13 protein-coding genes and 2 pseudogenes are annotated in these 18,812 nt (G+C 38.7%); 14 read left to right on the top strand and 1 reads right to left on the bottom strand.

From position 1 onward, the window contains the following. Positions 1 to 2,418 carry an endopeptidase La gene (lon, locus tag F3G66_RS05635; RefSeq protein ID WP_149707418.1) on the top strand — a complete coding sequence of 806 codons (2,418 nt, stop codon included), beginning with the start codon at positions 1 to 3 and terminating at the stop codon, positions 2,416 to 2,418. Between the two features lie 477 nt (positions 2,419 to 2,895). Here the strand turns inward: lon and F3G66_RS05630 are convergent, their stop codons facing one another. Further along, positions 2,896 to 3,354, bottom strand: a complete 459-nt coding sequence (locus F3G66_RS05630) for a methylated-DNA--[protein]-cysteine S-methyltransferase (RefSeq protein WP_149707417.1) — start codon at positions 3,352 to 3,354, stop codon at positions 2,896 to 2,898. Positions 3,355 to 3,480: 126 nt separating this feature from the next. Between F3G66_RS05630 and F3G66_RS05625 the strand changes: the two genes are divergently transcribed. The 13 genes and pseudogenes from F3G66_RS05625 to F3G66_RS09800 all read left to right on the top strand — a co-directional run bounded on the left by F3G66_RS05625 (position 3,481) and on the right by F3G66_RS09800 (position 18,636). Continuing rightward, the gene (locus F3G66_RS05625; RefSeq protein ID WP_149707416.1) at positions 3,481 to 6,066 is read left to right on the top strand and encodes a bifunctional aconitate hydratase 2/2-methylisocitrate dehydratase; all 2,586 of its coding nucleotides are present in this window, start codon (positions 3,481 to 3,483) and stop codon (positions 6,064 to 6,066) included. 36 nt (positions 6,067 to 6,102) lie between these two features. Further along, complete coding sequence (locus F3G66_RS05620; protein WP_149707415.1) at positions 6,103 to 7,314, top strand: ankyrin repeat domain-containing protein; 1,212 nt, start codon at positions 6,103 to 6,105, stop codon at positions 7,312 to 7,314. 8 nt (positions 7,315 to 7,322) lie between these two features. Next, positions 7,323 to 8,069 (top strand): SDR family NAD(P)-dependent oxidoreductase, encoded by a 747-nt coding sequence (locus F3G66_RS05615; protein WP_087578570.1) that lies wholly within the window; start codon positions 7,323 to 7,325, stop codon positions 8,067 to 8,069. Positions 8,070 to 8,078: 9 nt separating this feature from the next. Then, entirely contained in the window at positions 8,079 to 9,773 is a 1,695-nt protein-coding gene (locus F3G66_RS05610) for a Na+/H+ antiporter NhaC family protein (RefSeq protein WP_103593084.1), read from the top strand. 2 nt (positions 9,774 to 9,775) lie between these two features. Continuing rightward, positions 9,776 to 10,879, top strand: coding sequence for a tRNA (uridine(54)-C5)-methyltransferase TrmA (gene trmA / locus F3G66_RS05605; RefSeq protein WP_149707414.1), 1,104 nt, complete (start codon positions 9,776 to 9,778; stop codon positions 10,877 to 10,879). Positions 10,880 to 10,901: 22 nt separating this feature from the next. Beyond that, the gene (gene ilvA / locus F3G66_RS05600) at positions 10,902 to 12,113 is read left to right on the top strand and encodes a threonine ammonia-lyase (RefSeq protein WP_149707413.1); all 1,212 of its coding nucleotides are present in this window, start codon (positions 10,902 to 10,904) and stop codon (positions 12,111 to 12,113) included. A gap of 101 nt (positions 12,114 to 12,214) precedes the next feature. Further along, positions 12,215 to 12,910 carry a DUF4230 domain-containing protein gene (locus tag F3G66_RS05595; RefSeq protein WP_149707412.1) on the top strand — a complete coding sequence of 232 codons (696 nt, stop codon included), beginning with the start codon at positions 12,215 to 12,217 and terminating at the stop codon, positions 12,908 to 12,910. Between the two features lie 20 nt (positions 12,911 to 12,930). Further along, positions 12,931 to 13,854: a Dyp-type peroxidase gene (locus F3G66_RS05590; protein ID WP_149707411.1), complete on the top strand. Its 924-nt coding sequence runs from the start codon at positions 12,931 to 12,933 to the stop codon at positions 13,852 to 13,854. 45 nt (positions 13,855 to 13,899) lie between these two features. Then, positions 13,900 to 14,322 (top strand): EamA family transporter, encoded by a 423-nt coding sequence (locus F3G66_RS05585; protein ID WP_149707410.1) that lies wholly within the window; start codon positions 13,900 to 13,902, stop codon positions 14,320 to 14,322. 197 nt (positions 14,323 to 14,519) lie between these two features. Then, positions 14,520 to 15,251, top strand: a pseudogene (locus F3G66_RS09815) (cache domain-containing protein); the annotation flags it as partial. Between the two features lie 303 nt (positions 15,252 to 15,554). Then, positions 15,555 to 16,487 carry a methyl-accepting chemotaxis protein gene (locus F3G66_RS09810; RefSeq protein ID WP_410470316.1) on the top strand — a complete coding sequence of 311 codons (933 nt, stop codon included), beginning with the start codon at positions 15,555 to 15,557 and terminating at the stop codon, positions 16,485 to 16,487. A 196-nt stretch (positions 16,488 to 16,683) separates the two neighbouring features. After that, positions 16,684 to 17,454, top strand: a pseudogene (locus F3G66_RS09805) (cache domain-containing protein); the annotation flags it as partial. Further along, a complete protein-coding gene (locus F3G66_RS09800; RefSeq protein WP_410470315.1) occupies positions 17,437 to 18,636 on the top strand; it encodes a methyl-accepting chemotaxis protein in 1,200 nt (399 codons plus the stop codon). The pseudogene F3G66_RS09805 and the gene F3G66_RS09800, both read left to right, overlap by 18 nt. Positions 18,637 to 18,812 lie beyond the last annotated feature (176 nt).

Genomic DNA, 18,812 nt, shown 5'->3' with positions numbered 1-18,812 from the left:
TTGCAAATAAACGAAAATAAAGGCTTCCCAACTGAAATTCCTATTATCGTTGAGGACGAGCTATTTTTATATCCATTTATGATAACTCCGCTTTTTTTAAGCGATGATGAAAATTTAAAGGCACTTGAACTCGCCATACAAGAAGAGACTCCGATCCTTGTGGTGCCTACAAAGCCTCAGCAAGACGGTGCTAGAGACTTTGATGGTATCTATGATGCTGGCGTGATCGGCACGATAATGCGCCGTGTGCCACTACCTGATGGACGCGTAAAAGTACTATTTCAGGGCATCGATAAAGGTAAAATTTTAAAACAATCAGGCATAAATCCGCTCCGTGGCATTGTCGATATGCTCCACGTCAAGCGCCCATCGCAGGTCAAAACTGACGCACTCATAGTGGTTTTAAGAGAAAAAGTAAGAGAGCTTTCGCAGTTTAGCCATTTTTTCCCGCCTGATCTTTTAAAAACGATAGAAGAGAGTGCTGAAGCGATCAGGGTTTGCGATCTCGTCTCAAGTGCACTTCGCTTAAAAAAACAGATCGCATATAGCTTTTTTGTCGAGGAAAATTTAGAGCAACGCCTACTAAAGCTCATCGACTACGTTATCGAAGAGATTGAGGCAAATAAGCTTCAAAAAGAGATAAAAAATAAAGTCCATTCAAAGATCGATAAGACAAATAAAGAGTACTTTTTAAAAGAGCAGCTAAAGCAAATTCAAGCTGAGCTTGGAGCGGATACGAGCCGTGAAGAGGAGCTTGAAGAGTACCGCAAAAAGCTTGATGCGAAGAAGAAATTTATGGCCGAGGACGCCTACAAAGAGATCAAAAAGCAAATAGATAAGCTTTCGCGCATGCACCCAGACTCAGCTGACGCAAATACCTTACAAAGCTACCTTGACTGGGTACTTGAAATTCCATTTGAAAATGTAGCTAAGAAAAAATCATCTATCGCTGAAGTGAGCAAGCACCTAAATGCCGATCACTATAGCTTAGAGAAGCCAAAAGAGCGCATCGAGGAGTATTTTGCTTTACGCGAGCTTTTGGAGCTTAGAGGTGTTGGCGAAAAGGTAAATAACGGCGCTATTTTATGCTTTGCAGGCCCTCCAGGTGTGGGTAAAACAAGCCTCGCAAACTCGATCGCAAAGGCGCTAAAACGCGAGCTAGTCAGGATTGCACTTGGTGGACTTGAGGACGTAAACGAGCTAAGAGGACACCGCCGCACCTATATAGGCGCTATGCCAGGGCGTATCGTGCAAGGTCTCATAGAAGCCAAGCAGATGAACCCAGTGGTTGTTTTAGATGAGATCGACAAGGTTGGCAGAAGCTACAGAGGCGATCCGACCGCAGTTTTACTTGAAATTTTAGATCCTGAGCAAAATAACAAATTTAGAGATTATTACCTAAATTTCAACATCGATCTTAGTAAGATCATCTTCATCGCTACAGCAAATGACGTGAGCATGATCCCGGCCGCACTTCGCGACAGGATGGAGTTTATCGAGCTTAGCTCATACACCCCACAAGAGAAATTTGAGATCGCTAAGAAATATCTCTTGCCTCAGGAGCTTAAAAAACACGGACTAAAACCAAGTGATGTGAGCATAAGCAAAGATGCACTTGAGCTAATTATCAGCGACTATACAAGAGAGAGTGGCGTGAGAAATTTACGCCGCAGGATCGCTGATATATTAAGAAAGGTCGCCAAAAACATCCTCACCAAAAAGAGCGAGAGCAAGATCAGTGTCACAGCTAAAAATTTGAAAGAATTTTTAGAGAAAAAGGTCTATGAGATCGAGCCAGCTGATAAAAAAGATCAGATAGGTCTAGTAAATGGCCTTGCGTGGACTAGTGTCGGTGGTGACGTGTTAAGGATTGAGGCTATAAGGATCCAGGGCAAAGGCAGCATGCAGATCACTGGTCAGTTAGGTGACGTGATGAAAGAGAGCGCTCAGATCGCATTTAGCGTTGTTAAAGTGCTAATAGACAACAAAAAAATAAAAGTGCCAATGGCTATCGTGCCAAAACTAGATGACGATAAGCGTAAGCTTGAAGCTAGCGATGTTTATAGACGCTACGATCTTCACTTGCACGTGCCAGAGGGTGCTGTACCAAAAGACGGCCCAAGTGCTGGTATCACGATGGCAACCGCGATCGCATCTATACTAACTGATACAAAGGTTAAACACGACATCGCAATGACTGGCGAGATCACGCTAACTGGTAGAGTGCTACCGATCGGTGGTCTAAAAGAGAAGCTAATCGCCGCGCACAAAGCTGGCATCAAAACAGCTCTGATACCTCGTAAAAACTACGATCGTGACCTTGTAGATATCCCAGCTGAAGTAAAAGCCGATATGAAGATCATCGCCGTTGATACGATCGATGACGTGTTAAAAAATGCTCTTGTAGCTAAAAAATAATTTTTCTCTAGTCCTAAGTAAGATTAGGGCTAGGGAAATTTATAAATTTTGACGATTCTAAAATCCAAACAAAAAGCCATATAACGCATAAAAGCAATTAATAATTTAAACAATATAAGCACATGTAGCATACTAGAAAAACAAATTTTAAAATTTCATGAACGAGTAATTTTGGCTCTAAAATTCGAGCTAAGTGGTAAGCGAATTTAGATTTTAGTTCTTGCGAGTGAATGAAGTTTTAAAATTTGTAAAGACAGCTTGATCAAATTTGTAAATTCCTTTTTATTCAAAAGAGAGACAAGAGGACTCAAATTACGAGGCTGTCCTCTTATCTTTCTTTTTAAATCCGCTAGATCCCTCACGTTCAAGGTGCATTCAATGGCGCTAAAGTACTGCATGCGTTTCAAATACTCTGATAAATTTTAGAAATGTTCGCTTTAAAATTTGCCGGACTTTTATTTTGCTGTAAATTTTTAGCTATTTATGCTTTGCTTCATGCTCTAAAAGCCAAATTTTAGTTGGCAAGCCCTCACCGCCCGAGTATCCGCCAAGCCCACTGCTAGCTAGCACTCTGTGACAAGGGACGATGATAGGCACTGGATTTTTAGCATTGGCTGAGCCTGCTGCTCGGTAGGCATTTTTGTGGCCTACGGCAAGTGCAAGAGCCGCATATGTAGTCGTTTCTCCGTATGGTACTTTTTGTAAAGCCTCGTAAATTTTTGCTCTAAAATTAGTTGTTTTTATATCAAGCCTTACGCTAAATTTTTTAAGCTTGCCATTAAAATAAGCCTCTAGCTCATTCAAGCAAAGCCTTAAATTTTCATCTTTTACCACTATTTTTTCAAATTTATCTACAAAATTTATCTCACAAATTCCATTTTCGCTAGCGATGATCTCCAAAATTCCAATGGGAGATTTTAGGTAAGCTTTTGACACATTTGCTCCTTGAAATTTGAAATTTTGGACAAATTTTACTTTAGTTTGTTTTGCTTTTTGATAAAATGCAAGCAAAACTAGCGATTTTAGACTAAAAATAACGAGCAAAAACCACAAAGGAATTTCATGAGCTTTTTTACCGACTACGAAAAACATGTGAGCGAGCGAGAAAAAGAGGGCGTGCCACCGCTTGCGCTAAATGCCAAGCAAACAAGCGAAATTTGCGAGCTAATAAAACTTGCCAGCAAGTCTAGTTGCGACGAAAAGGCACAAAGCGAGCTAAAATTTCTTATAAATTTGCTTGAAACTCGTATCAATCCAGGCGTTGATGATGCAGCGAAGATAAAGGCAGCATTTCTTGGTGAAGTAATAGACGGGCTTGCTGTTAACGGCCTTGACGCGATGCGTGCTATTAAAATTTTAGGCAAGATGCTTGGTGGATATAACGTGGAAATTTTGGTGCGATCTCTAAAAAATAGCGATGAAAATATCGCACATGCTGCGGCAAATGAGCTAAAAAATATCATCCTAGTTCATGAATATTTTGACGAGATAGTAAAACTAAGTAGCAACAATAAATTTGCAAAAGAGGTGCTTGTTTCTTGGGCAAATGCAGAGTGGTTTACGCATAAAAAGCCAATCGAAACCTGTATAAACGCAGTCGTTTTTAAAGTACCAGGTGAGACAAATACTGATGACCTAAGTCCAGCGAGCGAGGCCTACACAAGGGCTGACATACCACTTCACGCAAAAGCAATGCTTGTTAAAAAGATGTCTGAGGGTTTAGAAATTTTAAAAGAACTTAAAACTCGTGGTAAAAAAGTGGCGTATGTTGGTGACGTGGTTGGCACTGGCAGCAGCAGAAAGAGCGGTATAAACTCGATCCAGTGGCACCTTGGCGATGAGATAGAGGGCGTGCCAAACAAAAAAACTGGTGGCATCGTGATCGGCACGACCATAGCTCCTATATTTTTTAATACCGCTGAAGATAGTGGCGCACTGCCGATAGTTGCAAACGTAAATGAGCTTGAGATGGGCGATGAGATAGAAATTTATCCATTTAAAGGCGAAATTTATAAGCTTATTGGCAGCGAGAAAAAGCTCGTGGCAAATTTTAAACTTAGCCCAAACACCCTAAGCGACGAGATAAGAGCGGGTGGCAGGATACCACTTATGATAGGACGTCAAGTGACAAAAAAGGCCAGAGAGGCCTTGGGGCTTGGTGAGGAGCAGATCTTCATAAAGCCAGATCAGCCAAAAGAGCTAGGCGGTGGCTATACACTCGCTCAAAAGATGGTTGGCAAGGCTTGTGGCAAGGCTGGCGTGAGAGCTGGTGCATACGTGGAGCCAGAAATTTTAACTGTTGGCTCGCAAGATACGACTGGGCCGATGACTAGAGATGAGGTTAAAGAGCTTGCTAGCCTTAGTTTTGGCGCGGATTTTGTTTTGCAAAGCTTTTGCCATACGGCCGCTTATCCAAAGCCAAGCGATCTTGTGATGCATGAGAGCTTACCAAAATTTATAAATTTACGTGGCGGTGTGAGTCTAAAGCCAGGCGATGGCGTCATCCACTCGTGGCTAAATCGCATGGTGCTGCCTGATACGGTGGGCACTGGAGGCGATAGTCACACGAGATTTCCTATCGGTATCAGTTTTCCAGCGGGAAGTGGTCTAGTGGCGTTTGCAGCGGTGCTTGGAATGATGCCACTAAATATGCCAGAGTCGGTTTTGATCAAATTTAAAGGCAAGCTAAAAGAGGGCGTGACGCTTCGCGATCTTGTCAATGCGATACCTTATTTTGCGATTAAAAAAGGGCTTTTAAGCGTTGAAAAGAAAAATAAAAAGAACATTTTTGCGGGTAAAATTTTAGAGATCGAGGGGTTAGAGAGCTTAAAAGTAGAGCAGGCATTTGAACTAAGTGACGCTTCGGCTGAGCGCTCGGCAGCGGCTTGCGTGGTAAATTTAAGCGTTGATAGCGTTGTGGAGTATGTTCGCTCAAATGTTGCGCTAATTGACGCAATGATAAAAGCTGGTTATGAGAGCCGCGAGACTCTGCTTAGACGAAAAGAAAAAATGCAAAAGTGGCTTGAAAATCCAACTCTTTTAAGAGCTGATAAAGATGCAAAATACGCTGAAATTTTGGAGATCGATTTATCGCAGATAGATGAGCCGATTTTGGCGTGTCCAAATGACCCAGACGATGTGGCAACGCTAAGTGAAATTTTAGCTGATGACAAAAGAGTGCATAAAATCGATGAAGTTTTTGTGGGAAGCTGTATGACAAATATAGGTCATTACAGAGCACTAGCCAGAATTTTGGAGCATGAGAGCAAGCTTACAACTAGGCTTTGGATCGCACCGCCGACAAAGATGGATAAAAGCACGCTTGAAGATGAAGGCGTTTATGAAATTTTTAAAAGATTAAATGCAAGGACAGAGGTACCAGGCTGCTCGCTTTGCATGGGCAATCAAGCAAGAGTAAACGATAATGCAGTGGTATTTTCTACTTCGACTAGAAATTTTGATAACAGAATGGGTATGGGCGCGAAGGTCTATCTAGGAAGTGCCGAGCTAGCCGCTGTTTGTGCGCTACTTGGGCGTTTACCAAGTGTAGATGAATATAAAAAGATAGAAAAAGATAGCCTTAGCTTAAATAAAGATGAAATTTATAAATATCTAAATTTTAATGAAATAAGCGAGTTTAGCATATAAATTTGTTACAATATCGCGAAATTTTAAGGAGCTTTGATGAAAAAAGTAGTTTTTTTTCTCTTTTTTAGCGTTTGTTCTTTGGTAAATTTACACGCTTTAGAGTGCAGTGATCTTGCCAAAAAAGAGAGCTTTAAAACTACTCCAAACGATCTTGCTTATGCGAATGAGGGGCTATTTTATTGTGATGGCTCACTTTTAAATTTAAAAGAGGTAAAAGAGCTTTTTGAGGCGAGTATGGCTGTGAGAAGTGAGTCTCAAAGTTGCGTTGGTGATAGAGTTTATAAAGAAAATTTAAACAAGTTTAGATGGCTTTTACTAAAAGCATCATTCGCACCTGAGCTTTATCAAAAAGAGCTTGCAAAACCAGAGGTTGCTGAGGGTGAAAAAGACGCTAGAATGGAGTATCTTAGATACTGGGCAAACGAGAGCTTATTTAATTTTTTAAAATATAAAAAATTTATCGAAGCTTACAAAAACGCTCAAACTCCGCTTGTGAAATTTTATGAAAGCCTGGGACTTGATACACCAAGTGCTGCTTACTACGCAACTAGTTTGGTAAATGAGTTTTTGACTTTTGGCGTCGGCAAAAATGTAAATAAAGCTAAAATTTTAACACCTGAGCAAAATATGATGGCTCAAAGGATAAATTTCGATGAACTGGCAAATTTGCTCTACTCGAAAAATTTCAGTACCGCTGAGCTTACAAATTTGCTTAATATCGCACTTTTAAACGAAAAAAGTAGTGACATGATAAAAGAGATTATAAGGCGTGGGGCCGATGTAAATTTGGGTGATGAGACACCGCTATTTTTTGCTTTAAAAAATATAGAAAACGTAAAAATTTTACTTGCAAATAAAGCCGATGTAAATCACAAAAATTTCTTTGGAAAAAGTGTACTTTTTTATGCTGTGCAGTTTAGCGATAAGCCACTTTGCGAGCTTTTGCTAAAAAATGGTGCCAATGCCAACGAGAGCTACATAGATGAAAATACCAAGATGAATATGATAAATTTGGGTATGACGCAGGTTGAAGATACATGTGGTCTAGAGCATACAAATAGAAGCGTTTTTATGCATGCAGCAGCTCACGCAACGCCAGAAATTTTAAAGCTTTTGATGGATAATGGTGCTGATATTAACGCCACTGATGACGCTGGATTTAACGCGCTTGACTATGCCATGAAAGAACAAAACGAAAAGACGATCAAATTTTTAGAAAATTTGGGTTTAAAACCAAATTTCAATTAGGAAAAATCATGAAAAAGACAGCTTTTGTAACCGGTGCAACATCTGGATTTGGCGAGGCGATCGCTAGAAGACTCTCAAAAGAGGGCTACAAGATAGTCGCTCTTGCAAGGCGAGAAGATAGGCTAAAGAAGCTTGCAAGCGAGCTTGGCGATACGCATATCATCGTAGCTGACATACGCGACAAAGAGGCTGTTTTTAAAGCGGTTGAGAGCTTGCCTGATAAATTTAAGGATATCGAAGTGCTTGTAAATAACGCTGGTATGGCGCTTGGGCTTGAGAAGACGATAGATGCGAAGGTAGAGGACTTTGAGGCGATGATAGACACCAACGTCAAGGGTCTTATCTACTCAACAAAGGCGGTTTTGCCACTACTTTATAAGCAAGAAAAGGGCTATATCTTTAATATTGGCTCGACAGCTGGCTCATGGCCATATCCTGGAAGTAACGTTTATGGTGCTACAAAGGCCTTTGTGAAGCAGTTTAGCCTAAATTTAAGAAACGATCTAGTCGGTACAAATATCAGGGTGACAAATATCGAGCCGGGGCTTTGTAAGACTGAATTTAGCGAGGTTAGGTTTAGAGGAGATAAGGCAAAAGCGGATAGTCTTTATGAAAACACAAATTTCATCACGTCTGAGGATATCGCGACGATTTTGGTAAATTGTCTAAATATGCCTGGAAGTGTCAACATAAACAGGGTCGAAGTCATGGCAAACACGCAGACTTGGGCTGGACTTGCGATAGAAAAATTTTAAGGAGTTCTTGTGAGACAAATTTTATTATTACTTTTTTTTAGCGTTGCGCTTTTTGGTGTCGATCCAGAAGTAGCAAAGAGAAACGCTGAAATTTATGGCGTATTCACGCTTATACCGCCTGTTGTGGCAATAGCACTTGCTTTTATCACAAAAGACGTCATCTTGTCGCTATTTATAGGTGTTTTTAGTGGAACGTTTCTCATAAACATCATCAATGAAAACATCTTTATGGGCATCGTAAAAGGCTTTACAGGTATCGTTTCAAGGGTCGTTGAATCAATGGCTGATAAGACTGACTCAGGAATTTTACTTCAAGTGCTTTGTATCGGTGGTGTGGTCGCACTTATCACAAAAATGGGTGGTACAAAGGCGGTTGCTCTTTGGCTTAGCAAAAAGGCAAAGAGCGGCATTTCAGCTCAAATTTCAACGTGGCTGATGGGAATTTTTGTATTTTTTGATGACTATGCAAATGCTCTAATAGTAGGTCCAATTATGAGACCAATAAGTGATAAATTTAAAATAAGCCGCGAAAAGCTAGCTTTTATTATAGATGCTACCGCAGCACCGATCGCTGGTATTGCTATCATCTCGACATGGGTTGGTCTTGAGGTTTCACTCATCGAAAAGGGCTATGAGCTAGTTGGAGAGACTGGAATTAACGCTTATTCTATATTTATCGAGACAATTCCATATAGATTTTACAACCTCTTCATCTTATTTTTTATAGTCTGTACAGCCTTGATGCAACGTGAATACGGACCAATGCTATTAGCTGAAAGACGCGCTAGAAGAGGCGAGCTTCACTCAGGTAAAACTCAAATCCAAGATCTTGAAGATAAAACACTTGAGCCAAAAGAGGGCGTAAAATTAAGCGCTGCAAATGCTGTTGTGCCACTTCTTGTGCTGGTCATTGGCGCATTTACTAGTTTTTACTTTAGTGGTCTTGCTGCACTTGAGGGCGATACTCTTAAAAATGCACTTGCTAATCCGCTTTCATTTTCTACATTTAAAGATACTTTTGGCGCAGCAGACTCAGCTACATCGCTATTTCAAGCAGCACTACTTGCTAGTATCGTAGCTATAACAATGGGTGTTTGGCGTAAAATTTTTGACGTAAAAGAGGCTATCAGCACATGGGTAAAAGGCTGGAAAACTATGATAATTACAGTTGTAATCTTGCTTCTTGCATGGAGCCTTAGTGCTGTTATCAAAGAGCTTGGCACATCAAGATATTTGGTTGATCTATTAAGCTCTTCAACACCTAAATTTATCCTGCCAGTGGCTGTTTTTATCCTTGGTTCATTTATTAGCTTCTCAACTGGAACGAGCTATGGCACAATGGGAATTTTAATGCCTCTTGCTATCCCGCTAGCCTATGCGGTCGGCAAAAACTACGGACTAGAGGGTGATGCGATGCATGCATATATGATTGTAAATATTTCAGGCGTGCTTACAGGCGCAATCTTTGGCGATCACTGCTCACCGATATCGGATACTACGATACTTTCATCAATGGGCGCAGGATGTAATCATATCGATCACGTCTCAACTCAAATGGTCTATGCACTTAGTGTTTGTGCGGTTTGTGTGCTAGTTGGTTACTTGCCAGTTGCTCTTGGTCTTAGTGTTTGGATCGCACTTCCTTGCGGATTTTTAGCGATTTGGGCGCTAGTTAGATTTGTTGGAAAGAAAGTAGAAGCATAAATTTGGATTGCAATTATTTAAAAGAGTGCGGCTCTTGCACTCTTTTTACTCCTTATGATGAGCAAATTTTATTTAAAACTGATCTTATAAAACAAAATTTTTCAGAGTTTTATGATGGTGAGTTTGATGTTTTTAGCTCAACACCAAAGCACTACCGCACAAGAGCTGAGTTTGGTGTCTGGCACGAAGGCACAAAGCTTTGCTATACGATGCATGCAAGCGAAAAGGGCAAAAAGGTCTTTATAGATGATTGTCCAAAGGTTTGCGAGCAAATTTCAGAGCTTATGCCAAGCTTGCTTTATAACTTGCAAGAGAGTGAAATACTGCGCGCAAAGCTTTTTGGAGTGGAATTTATCTCTTGTAAAAGCGGTATTTTGGTCACACTTCTTTATCATAAAAGGCTTGATGGCGAGTTTGAAACGGCTATGAAAATTTTAGCTAACAAGCTTAATGTCACCATACTTGCTAGATCTCGCGGGCAAAAGCTACTAAGTGGTGAGCTAAATTTGATCGATGAGCTAGACGTTGGCGGTGAAATTTATAAATTTAGCCTAAGTGAGAATGCCTTTATTCAGCCAAATAGAGCCGTAAATGAAAAGATGATTGCTTGGGCAAAAGAGTGCGTGCAAGGCGGTGCTGACCTCCTTGAGCTCTACTGCGGACATGGAAATTTTACTATTCCGCTTTCGTTTAAATTTAATAATATACTTGCTACTGAAATTTCAAAGAGCTCGATCGCAAATGCCCTTAAAAACTGTGAGCTAAACAAGGCTAAAAACATCAAATTTTTACGAATGGATGCTGATGAGCTTATGAGCGCATTTGCTGGCGTTAGGGAATTTAATAGGCTCAAGGATATAAATTTAAGTGACTTTAACTTCTCTCACGTCCTTGTTGATCCGCCTCGTGCAGGACTAAGCGAAAGTGTTGTAAATTTCATCAAAAATTTTAAGAATATCATCTATATATCGTGCAATCCAGAGACTCTAAAAGAAAATTTAAAAGAGCTTTGTAAAAGCCATAAAGTGATAAAATTTGCCACTTTTGATCAGTTTGCAAATACTCACCATATCGAGTGTGGCGTGCTACTAAGGGTAAAAGAATAATTTAAAAAAGGAAAAATAAAAAATGGTTTCACTAAATAAAATCATCCAAGCAAAGATCACGATCGGTCATTTTGTAAATAAAACTCCATTTGCTCTGAGTGCGAAACTTAGTAAAAATTTGGGTGCAAGCATCTATCTAAAAGAGGAAAATTTACAACGAACCGGAGCATATAAGATAAGAGGTGCTTACAATAAAATAGCTAGCCTAAGCGACGAAGAGAGAAAGCGTGGTGTCGTGGCTGCAAGTGCTGGCAACCACGCTCAAGGCGTAGCGATAAGCGCGAAAGAATTTGGCGTACACGCTTGTATCATCATGCCAGAATCAACCCCGCTTCTAAAGGTTGCTGGTACGAAAGACCTTGGCGCAGAGGTTATTTTAAAAGGTGATAATTTCGATGAGGCGTACGCTTTTGCGGTTAATTACGCTAAAGATAAGGGTATGACCTTTGTTCACCCATTTAACGACGAGTATGTCATGGCAGGACAAGGCACTGTGGGGCTTGAGATGCTTGATGAGATAAGCGACCTTGATATAGTCATCGTCCCAGTTGGTGGAGGCGGATTAGCTAGTGGTGTGGCAAGTTGTATAAAGCAGGTCAATCCAAAGACAAAAGTAATCTGTGTCGGTGCAAAAGGCGCTCCAGCGATGTTTAATAGCTACGGTGCTAAAAAGAGCATAAACTCAAAATCAGTCCGCACCATAGCTGATGGCATCGCTGTGCGTGATGCGAGCGAGATCACATTAGCAAATATTATTGAGTGCGTTGATGAGTTTGTGCAAGTTGATGATGAGGAGATCGCAACTGCGATTTTGTTTTTGCTAGAGACTCAAAAGATCGTTGTAGAAGGAGCTGGCGCAGCTGGCGTGGCAGCACTTATGCATGATAAAATCAAATTTAAAAAAGGCGCAAAGATAGGCGTGGTGCTAAGTGGCGGAAATATCGACGTACAGGTGCTTTCTATCATCATCGAAAAGGGTCTTATCAAGTCTCACCGCAAGATGACCTTGCAAATCACACTTGTGGATAAGCCAGGAGCGCTCATGAGCCTAACAGATAGCTTAAAATCAGCAAATGCAAACATTGTTAAGATCGACTACGACCGCTTCTCTACTAAGCTTGACTACGGCGATGCAAGCATCACTATCACGCTTGAGACAAAGGGTCTTGAGCATCAAGAAAAGATCAAAGAAGTGCTTGAAAAAAGTGGTTTTTCATTTTCTCAATTGTTTTAAAAATTTTTGCTATTTTGTGGATTTCAAGATAGCAAAAACAAGCTAAAATTCCTTTTGCTTTACAAATTTAAGCTAAAATAGCAAGCTTTAAAGGAGAAAAAATGAGCGAATATGCAAATTTGATATTAGCTATCTTACTAGCTGTTTTGGCATTTGCATTTTATAGGTCAAATAAGGCATTAAAAAAGGCAAAAGATGATAGTGAAAATATCTCAGTCAGCACTGAAATTTCGCAGCTAAAAAGCATCGGCGAGCTATCTGTTTTTCAAGTTTATAGCAAAGAGATCGTCACAAAAACCGATCATGCGTTTGGAAATTTTGGCAAAGAGTATCTAAGATGGCTTATAAGTGAGAAGAAGCTTTCGATGATATTTGAGTTTGAGATAAATTTCATCTACGATCTAACCAGTCCAAAACTCGAGATCACGCAGATCGCAAACTCTAGCTACAAGATCAAGATGCCCCCATGCAAGTATAAATTTTCGATCGCCGATATGAAATTTTACGATGAGAAAAACGGCAAATTTATACCATTTTTGCTGCCTGACTCGCTAAATGGCTTTTTTGGTAGCACATTTACAGAAGAAGATAAAAATAGACTAATCGAAGAGGCAAGAAACGAAGTCAAAAAGATGAGTGTCCGCCTTATCTCACAGCTTCAAAGTAAAATTCATAAATCAGCTCGCGACACGCTTGAAGCGATAGCTAAGAGCTTTGGCGCAAACAAAGTTGAGTTTGTCTTTGACGATAATGATGAGCAGATAAGCTCGCAACTAAATTTAGAAAATATCGCATAAAACTTTAAAAAGGAGAAAAAATGAGCGTAAATTCACAAGAGGTCACGCAGACACCAGGCAACAACACAGTCTTTCAAACTTGGGTTTTAGAAGATGATAAAAAGGCGTGCAAAGAGGGTTTTGCTAGACTTTGTGCTTTGGTTATAAATTTAAACAAAACTGCAAAGGTTAGATTTGGCGCGGGCGAAAATGTAAACTGTGTCCTTGGCGTCGGACACGATGCTTGGAAAAAGCTTGAAATTTCAAAAGATCTGCCAAAAGAGCTTGTAAATTTTAAAGCGATAAAAGGCGATAAACACGAGGCTGTTAGCACAAAGGGCGATATCCACATCCATATTCGTGCTTTGAATGCACCTGATTGCTTCGATATGGCTCAAGCGATAAAGGCTGTGCTTTTTAAATTTGCAGAGCTTACAGACGAGACACAAGGCTTTAAGTATCATGACGGTAGGGCGATAATAGGCTTTGTTGATGGCACTGAAAATCCTGAGGGCGAAGATAGAGATTTCTTTGCTAAAGTTGGCGATGAGGACGCTAAATTTAAAGGCGGCAGCTACGTTTTTGTACAAAAATATTTCCACAATATGAAAGAGTGGAACGCTACAAGCGTAAGTGAGCAAGAAAAGGTAATAGGTCGCTCAAAAGAGCTTGACATCGAGATGAGCGAAGATGTAAAACCTACAAATTCACACTCAGCTGCTGCAAACGTAGGAGACGATAAAAAGGTTGTACGTGGTAATATGCCATTTACTGAAGGTAGCAAAACAGGCACTTATTTTATCGCTTATGCGAGCACGTTTTCAACGGTTGAGCTTATGCTTAAAAAGATGTTTATTGGCGAGCCAAAGGGCAACTCAGATAGGCTACTTGACTTTAGTACGCCAGTAACTGGTGCCTTATATTTTGTGCCAACAGTTGATATGTTAAGCGATTATGAGGGCTAAATTTAAATGGGTGAGGCAACTTGCCCTTTTAAATTTTAAATAAAAATGCCAGAGTGGTTTATTTACGCAGCTCTTTCAGCTGTTTTTGCTGCACTTACAGCGATCTTTGCAAAGCTTGGTGTAAAGGATATTGATAGCGATTTTGCGACATTTATAAGAACGATCGTCGTCATTTTGATGCTTGTTTTGCTTTTAAGCGTGGCTAAAAAATGGCAGCCATTAAGCTCATTAAGCCCCAAAAACTGGCTCTTTCTCATATTAAGTGGCATAGCAACTGGGCTTTCGTGGCTCATGTATTTTAAAGCGATGCAAGTTGGTAAGGTCTATCAAGTGGCGCTGGTTGATAAATTTAGCGTTGTACTTGCTATTATTTTGGCTGTTATCTTTCTTGGCGAGAGGTTAAATTTAAAAGAAATTTTAGCTATTTGTCTTATTATTTCAGGTGTTGTTTTATTGATTTTCAAGTAAAAATTTATTTATATACCCGACTAAACAAAACTATCTTATTTAATGGTATTTTGTAATCTAAAATTTATTCAAAAATTTTTAATTGTCAAGATGTCTTTATTAATTTTTAAAAAGCATTAAATAGAGGGTAAATTTAATACTAATTTTAATTCTTTTTCGATAAATTAAAGCGATTTTAACTTTTTAAAGGAGGAAAGATGAAGTCCATAACTTCAAAGATAGCGATGATCATCATCTCATTGCTAGTTATTTCGTTTGCTGCTATTTCGGCAGTCAGCTACTATACAGCGGAAAGTAAGGTAGTAGAGTTGGTCAGCCAGACCCAGGATCAGATTCTAAGTGACATCAAAGCTACTACGGATTCTTTTTTTGAAGAATATTTAGAAGTTGCCAAAAAGTATGCTTCAGATATAGCACAAACACCAAATAATGATGACTCGTACATGGAAAAAACAAAAATGCAAAAAGAAAATGTTAGTCATCTAGTTTCTAATATTTTTTATGGTCGCGAGAGTGATGGACATTTTTTCCAATCAGATGGAACTAAAACAACTCCAGCCGATAATTACGATCCTAGAACTAGAGGCTGGTATAAAGCAGCAAAGAGTGCAAATGGTGCTATCTATACCGAACCTTATAAAGCTGCTATGTTTAACGCTTTAGTAATTAGTTTTGCCGCTCCAGTAAATAAAAATGGAAATTTTGATGGTGTTTTGGGGCTTGATTTAAATATAGATGCTTTAAGTAAAAAAATTCTCGAAATGGGTAAAACAAAATACGGCTATGTCTATGTTATGAATAAAGATGGTGTAATGCTAATGCACTCAAATCCAGATAATGTTGGCAAAGCAGTCGAGTCTACACTATATCTCTCAAAACAATATGCAGAAAAGAAATATGACGAAAATGGACTTATCCCTTACACTAACTATAAAGGCGAAAACGTAACTGCCAAAATTCTTCCTATAAATGATCAAGGTTGGCTAGCCGTAGCCGCTATCGGAGCGGATACTTTTTCGTCTAATACCTTGCCTTTATTAAAAGCCCAAATAATCCTTGCCGTAGCTTTTATAGTCATACTTTCGGCTATCGTATTTACTCTTCTTAAAAAATCTCTTAGCCCTATTAGGACTATTCAAACCAAGCTTGAAGACGCGTTTAAATTTATCACCTACGAAACCCCTAACGCTCCGGAAAAGCTAGTAGTAACTACGCAAGACGAATTCGGCAGAATGAGCGAATCTATTAACGAAAATATAGAAAAAGTCCTTAACGGCGTTAAAAAAGACAGCGCCTTAATAGACGAGATGAACGGTATAGCAAATCTCATGATAAAAGGCCACATGGGAGCTAAGATTAACTCTACTCCGAATAACCCGGCTTTGGTTCAGTTAAAAGATCTGTTAAATAAATTCTTTACGTCAATTTCTGAAAATTTAAAAGGCATAGCCGTAGTTTTAGCTTCTTATAATAAAAACGACTATACTCCTAGGCTAGAGCTAAAACCCGAGCTTGAAAGCGATCTAAGAGATATGATAGTAGGCCTTCAAAGCGCGGGCGACGCCGTAAGCAATATGCTAAGGGAAAATTTAAAAGAAGCTCAGGTTCTAGAAGAAAAAGCTAAAATCCTAGCAGAATCTATGAGAACCCTAACCGACGGAGCCCATAAGCAAGCAGACTCTATCCAAGAAAGCGCGGCTGCTATAGAAGAGATGAGCAGTTCTATGAACGCCATTAGTCAAAAAGCTAGCGACGTAACAAGACAAAGCGAAGAGATTAAAAACATCATCGTTATTATTAGAGATATAGCCGATCAAACCAACCTACTTGCTCTAAACGCTGCTATCGAGGCAGCGCGTGCTGGTGAGCATGGACGAGGCTTTGCCGTAGTTGCCGACGAGGTTAGAAAACTAGCTGAGCGAACTCAAAAGTCACTTGGTGAGATCGAAGCTAATGCAAATGTTCTAGCTCAAAGTATCAATGAGATGAGTGAGAGCATCAGAGAGCAAAGCGAAGGTATAAATATGATAAATCAAAGTGTAAGTCAGATCGACAGTATTACAAAACAAAATATTAATATTGTTGGTACAACAAACGAGATTACTGACCAAATAGATGACATGGCTAAGACGATAGTAGCTGACGTTAGAAAGAATAAATTTTAATCTTAGACCGAATTTAGGGGTCTGTTTCCCCTAAATTCTAATTTTATCTCACTTACTTTAACTATCTAAAATGAAAAAATAATTCAAAATTATTATTTAATGTATACATCACTATTTTGTAATTAATATTATTAAATACTATTTAATATAAAAAATATACAATTGCACCTTAAAAATTTTTGTAAAAGGAAAGTAAATGCGATCAATTGCAAACAAAATATCTTTAATGCTTATACTGGCATTATTCATATCATTCTCGCTAATATCTTTAGCTAGCTATAACACAGCTCATGATAAAGCCATTGAGTTAGTAATACAAACTCAAAAGCAAATTTTAAAAGATGTGAAAATCGCACTAAATAGCTTTTTTACCAATAATCAGTATGCTATAGAGAAAATGGCTGAGACTCTTAGTAAGATAAGCGAGAAAAGTGATGGCTCGATGAATGCTGATGGTATAAATTTAGCTTTATCTCAAGCAAAAGCTATATCTGGAAAAGAGATCACTCTTGTTTACGCTGGATATGAGGATGGGGCTATGTTTAGATCAAATGGGCAAAATAAAGCTGGATATGATCCAAGAGTTAGAGGATGGTATAAACAAGCTAAAGCCGAGAATAAACCGATATATACTGATCCATACATGGCAGCTTCATTAAATGCGATGGTTATAACTTTTGCTGCACCTATTAAAAATATTGGAGTTACGGGCATAGATGCGTCTATTGAGGAATTGAGCAATAATATATCGCAAATTAGTAAAACTGAATACAGCTATGCTTTTGTTACAGATCAAAATGGCAACGTTATAATGCACCCAAATAAAGAATTAGTCGGCAAACCTCATGAGATCGCAAAGAGTCTAATAAAACAATATAATGAAAAGAAATTTGATGAAAATGGATTAATAGCATATAAAAATACAAAAGGCGAAGATGTCTATGCTTATATGTTAGAGATAAATGACAAAGGTTGGTTGGCAATAACAGCAATGGATCAAAATATCTTTAGCTCGCATACTTTGCCTATTTTAAAAGTTCAGATTATTTTAGCCTTTATATTTATAGTTGTCTTATCTTTGAGTGTATATTTCTTGTTAAAAAGATCGCTTAATCCTATTAAAACTATTACAGATGCTTTGGTTAGTTTCTTTAGATTTTTAAATTTTGAGATAAAAGAGCCAGTTGTTTCAAAGGTGGCAACAAAAGATGAATTTGGCGTAATGAGCAAACTAATAAATGATAATATTGCTAAAATTTTTGACAATGCCGATCAAGACTCTAGAGTGGTATCTCAATCTGTTGAGACTGCAAAGGCGATAGAAAATGGAAATTTAAAAGCAAGAATAGTAGATGTTCCAGCTAATCCAAAACTAATTGAATTAAAAGATGTCTTAAATAAAATGCTAGATGTTTTGGAAAAAAGAGTCGGTAGCGATTTAAATATGATCCAAAAAACTTTTAATGATTTTAGAAATTCTGATTTTACTTCAAGAATTTTGGATGCCAAAGGCAATGTCGAACTAGTAACAAACGAGCTTGGCGAAGAGATAGCTAATATGCTTGCGTTTAATCTAAAACAAGCACAATTCTTAGAAGAAAAAGCCAAGAATTTAGATGCATCAATGAAGCAAGTAACTCAAGGTGCTAGCACACAGGCAAATTCTCTCCAAGAAAGTGCTGCTGCGATCGAGCAAATGAGCAGCTCAATGAGTGCAATTAGTCAAAAGACTGTAGATGTTATAAAACAATCTGAAGAGATTAAAAACATCATCGTTATTATTAGAGATATAGCCGACCAAACCAATCTACTTGCTCTAAACGCTGCTATCGAAGCAGCACGTGCTGGTGAGCATGGACGAGGTTTTGCTGTAGTTGCGGATGAGGTTAGAAAACTAGCTGAGCGAACTCAAAAGTCACTTGGCGAGATCGAAACTAATGCAAATATACTTACTCAAAGTATCAATGAGATGAGTGAGAGCATCAGAGAGCAAAGCGAAGGCATAAATATGATAAATCAAAGTGTAAGCCAGATAGATAGCATTACAAAGCAAAATGTTGATATCGTGAGCTCAACGAACGAAATCACCGCCCAAATCGATGAAATGGCTAAGACAATAGTAGCTGATGTTAAAAAGAATAAATTTTAATCTTGTGGCTTGATATTTAAAATTTCATTAATATTTCATCCTCAAAATTTGAGGATGAAAATAACTCCTTTTTATCTCTAATCTTAAAATTATTTTTTGTTTTATAAATATAATAAAATTTTTAAAAATTATCTAATGTTTATAGCTTTATAGTGATATTGCTAGTTAAATTTTTA

This window comes from Campylobacter concisus, assembly GCF_902460665.1.
In the GTDB taxonomy this organism is placed as follows: Bacteria; Campylobacterota; Campylobacteria; order Campylobacterales; family Campylobacteraceae; genus Campylobacter_A; species Campylobacter_A concisus_AL.
The sequence above is the reverse complement of the archived record's forward strand: the minus strand, read 5'-3'. Positions and strand labels throughout refer to the sequence as shown.

Excerpts from the sequence above, each read along its gene's own strand:
- F3G66_RS05595 (WP_149707412.1), top strand. The coding sequence starts at position 12,215 with ATGAGCGAATATGCAAATTTGATATTAGCTATCTTACTAGCTGTTTTG.
- F3G66_RS05590 (WP_149707411.1), top strand. The coding sequence starts at position 12,931 with ATGAGCGTAAATTCACAAGAGGTCACGCAGACACCAGGCAACAACACA.
- F3G66_RS05585 (WP_149707410.1), top strand. The coding sequence starts at position 13,900 with ATGCCAGAGTGGTTTATTTACGCAGCTCTTTCAGCTGTTTTTGCTGCA.
- F3G66_RS09810 (WP_410470316.1), top strand. The coding sequence starts at position 15,555 with ATGAGCGAATCTATTAACGAAAATATAGAAAAAGTCCTTAACGGCGTT.
- F3G66_RS05620 (WP_149707415.1), top strand. The coding sequence starts at position 6,103 with ATGAAAAAAGTAGTTTTTTTTCTCTTTTTTAGCGTTTGTTCTTTGGTA.
- ilvA (WP_149707413.1), top strand. The coding sequence starts at position 10,902 with ATGGTTTCACTAAATAAAATCATCCAAGCAAAGATCACGATCGGTCAT.
- F3G66_RS05615 (WP_087578570.1), top strand. The coding sequence starts at position 7,323 with ATGAAAAAGACAGCTTTTGTAACCGGTGCAACATCTGGATTTGGCGAG.
- F3G66_RS09800 (WP_410470315.1), top strand. The coding sequence starts at position 17,437 with ATGTTAGAGATAAATGACAAAGGTTGGTTGGCAATAACAGCAATGGAT.
- F3G66_RS05625 (WP_149707416.1), top strand. The coding sequence starts at position 3,481 with ATGAGCTTTTTTACCGACTACGAAAAACATGTGAGCGAGCGAGAAAAA.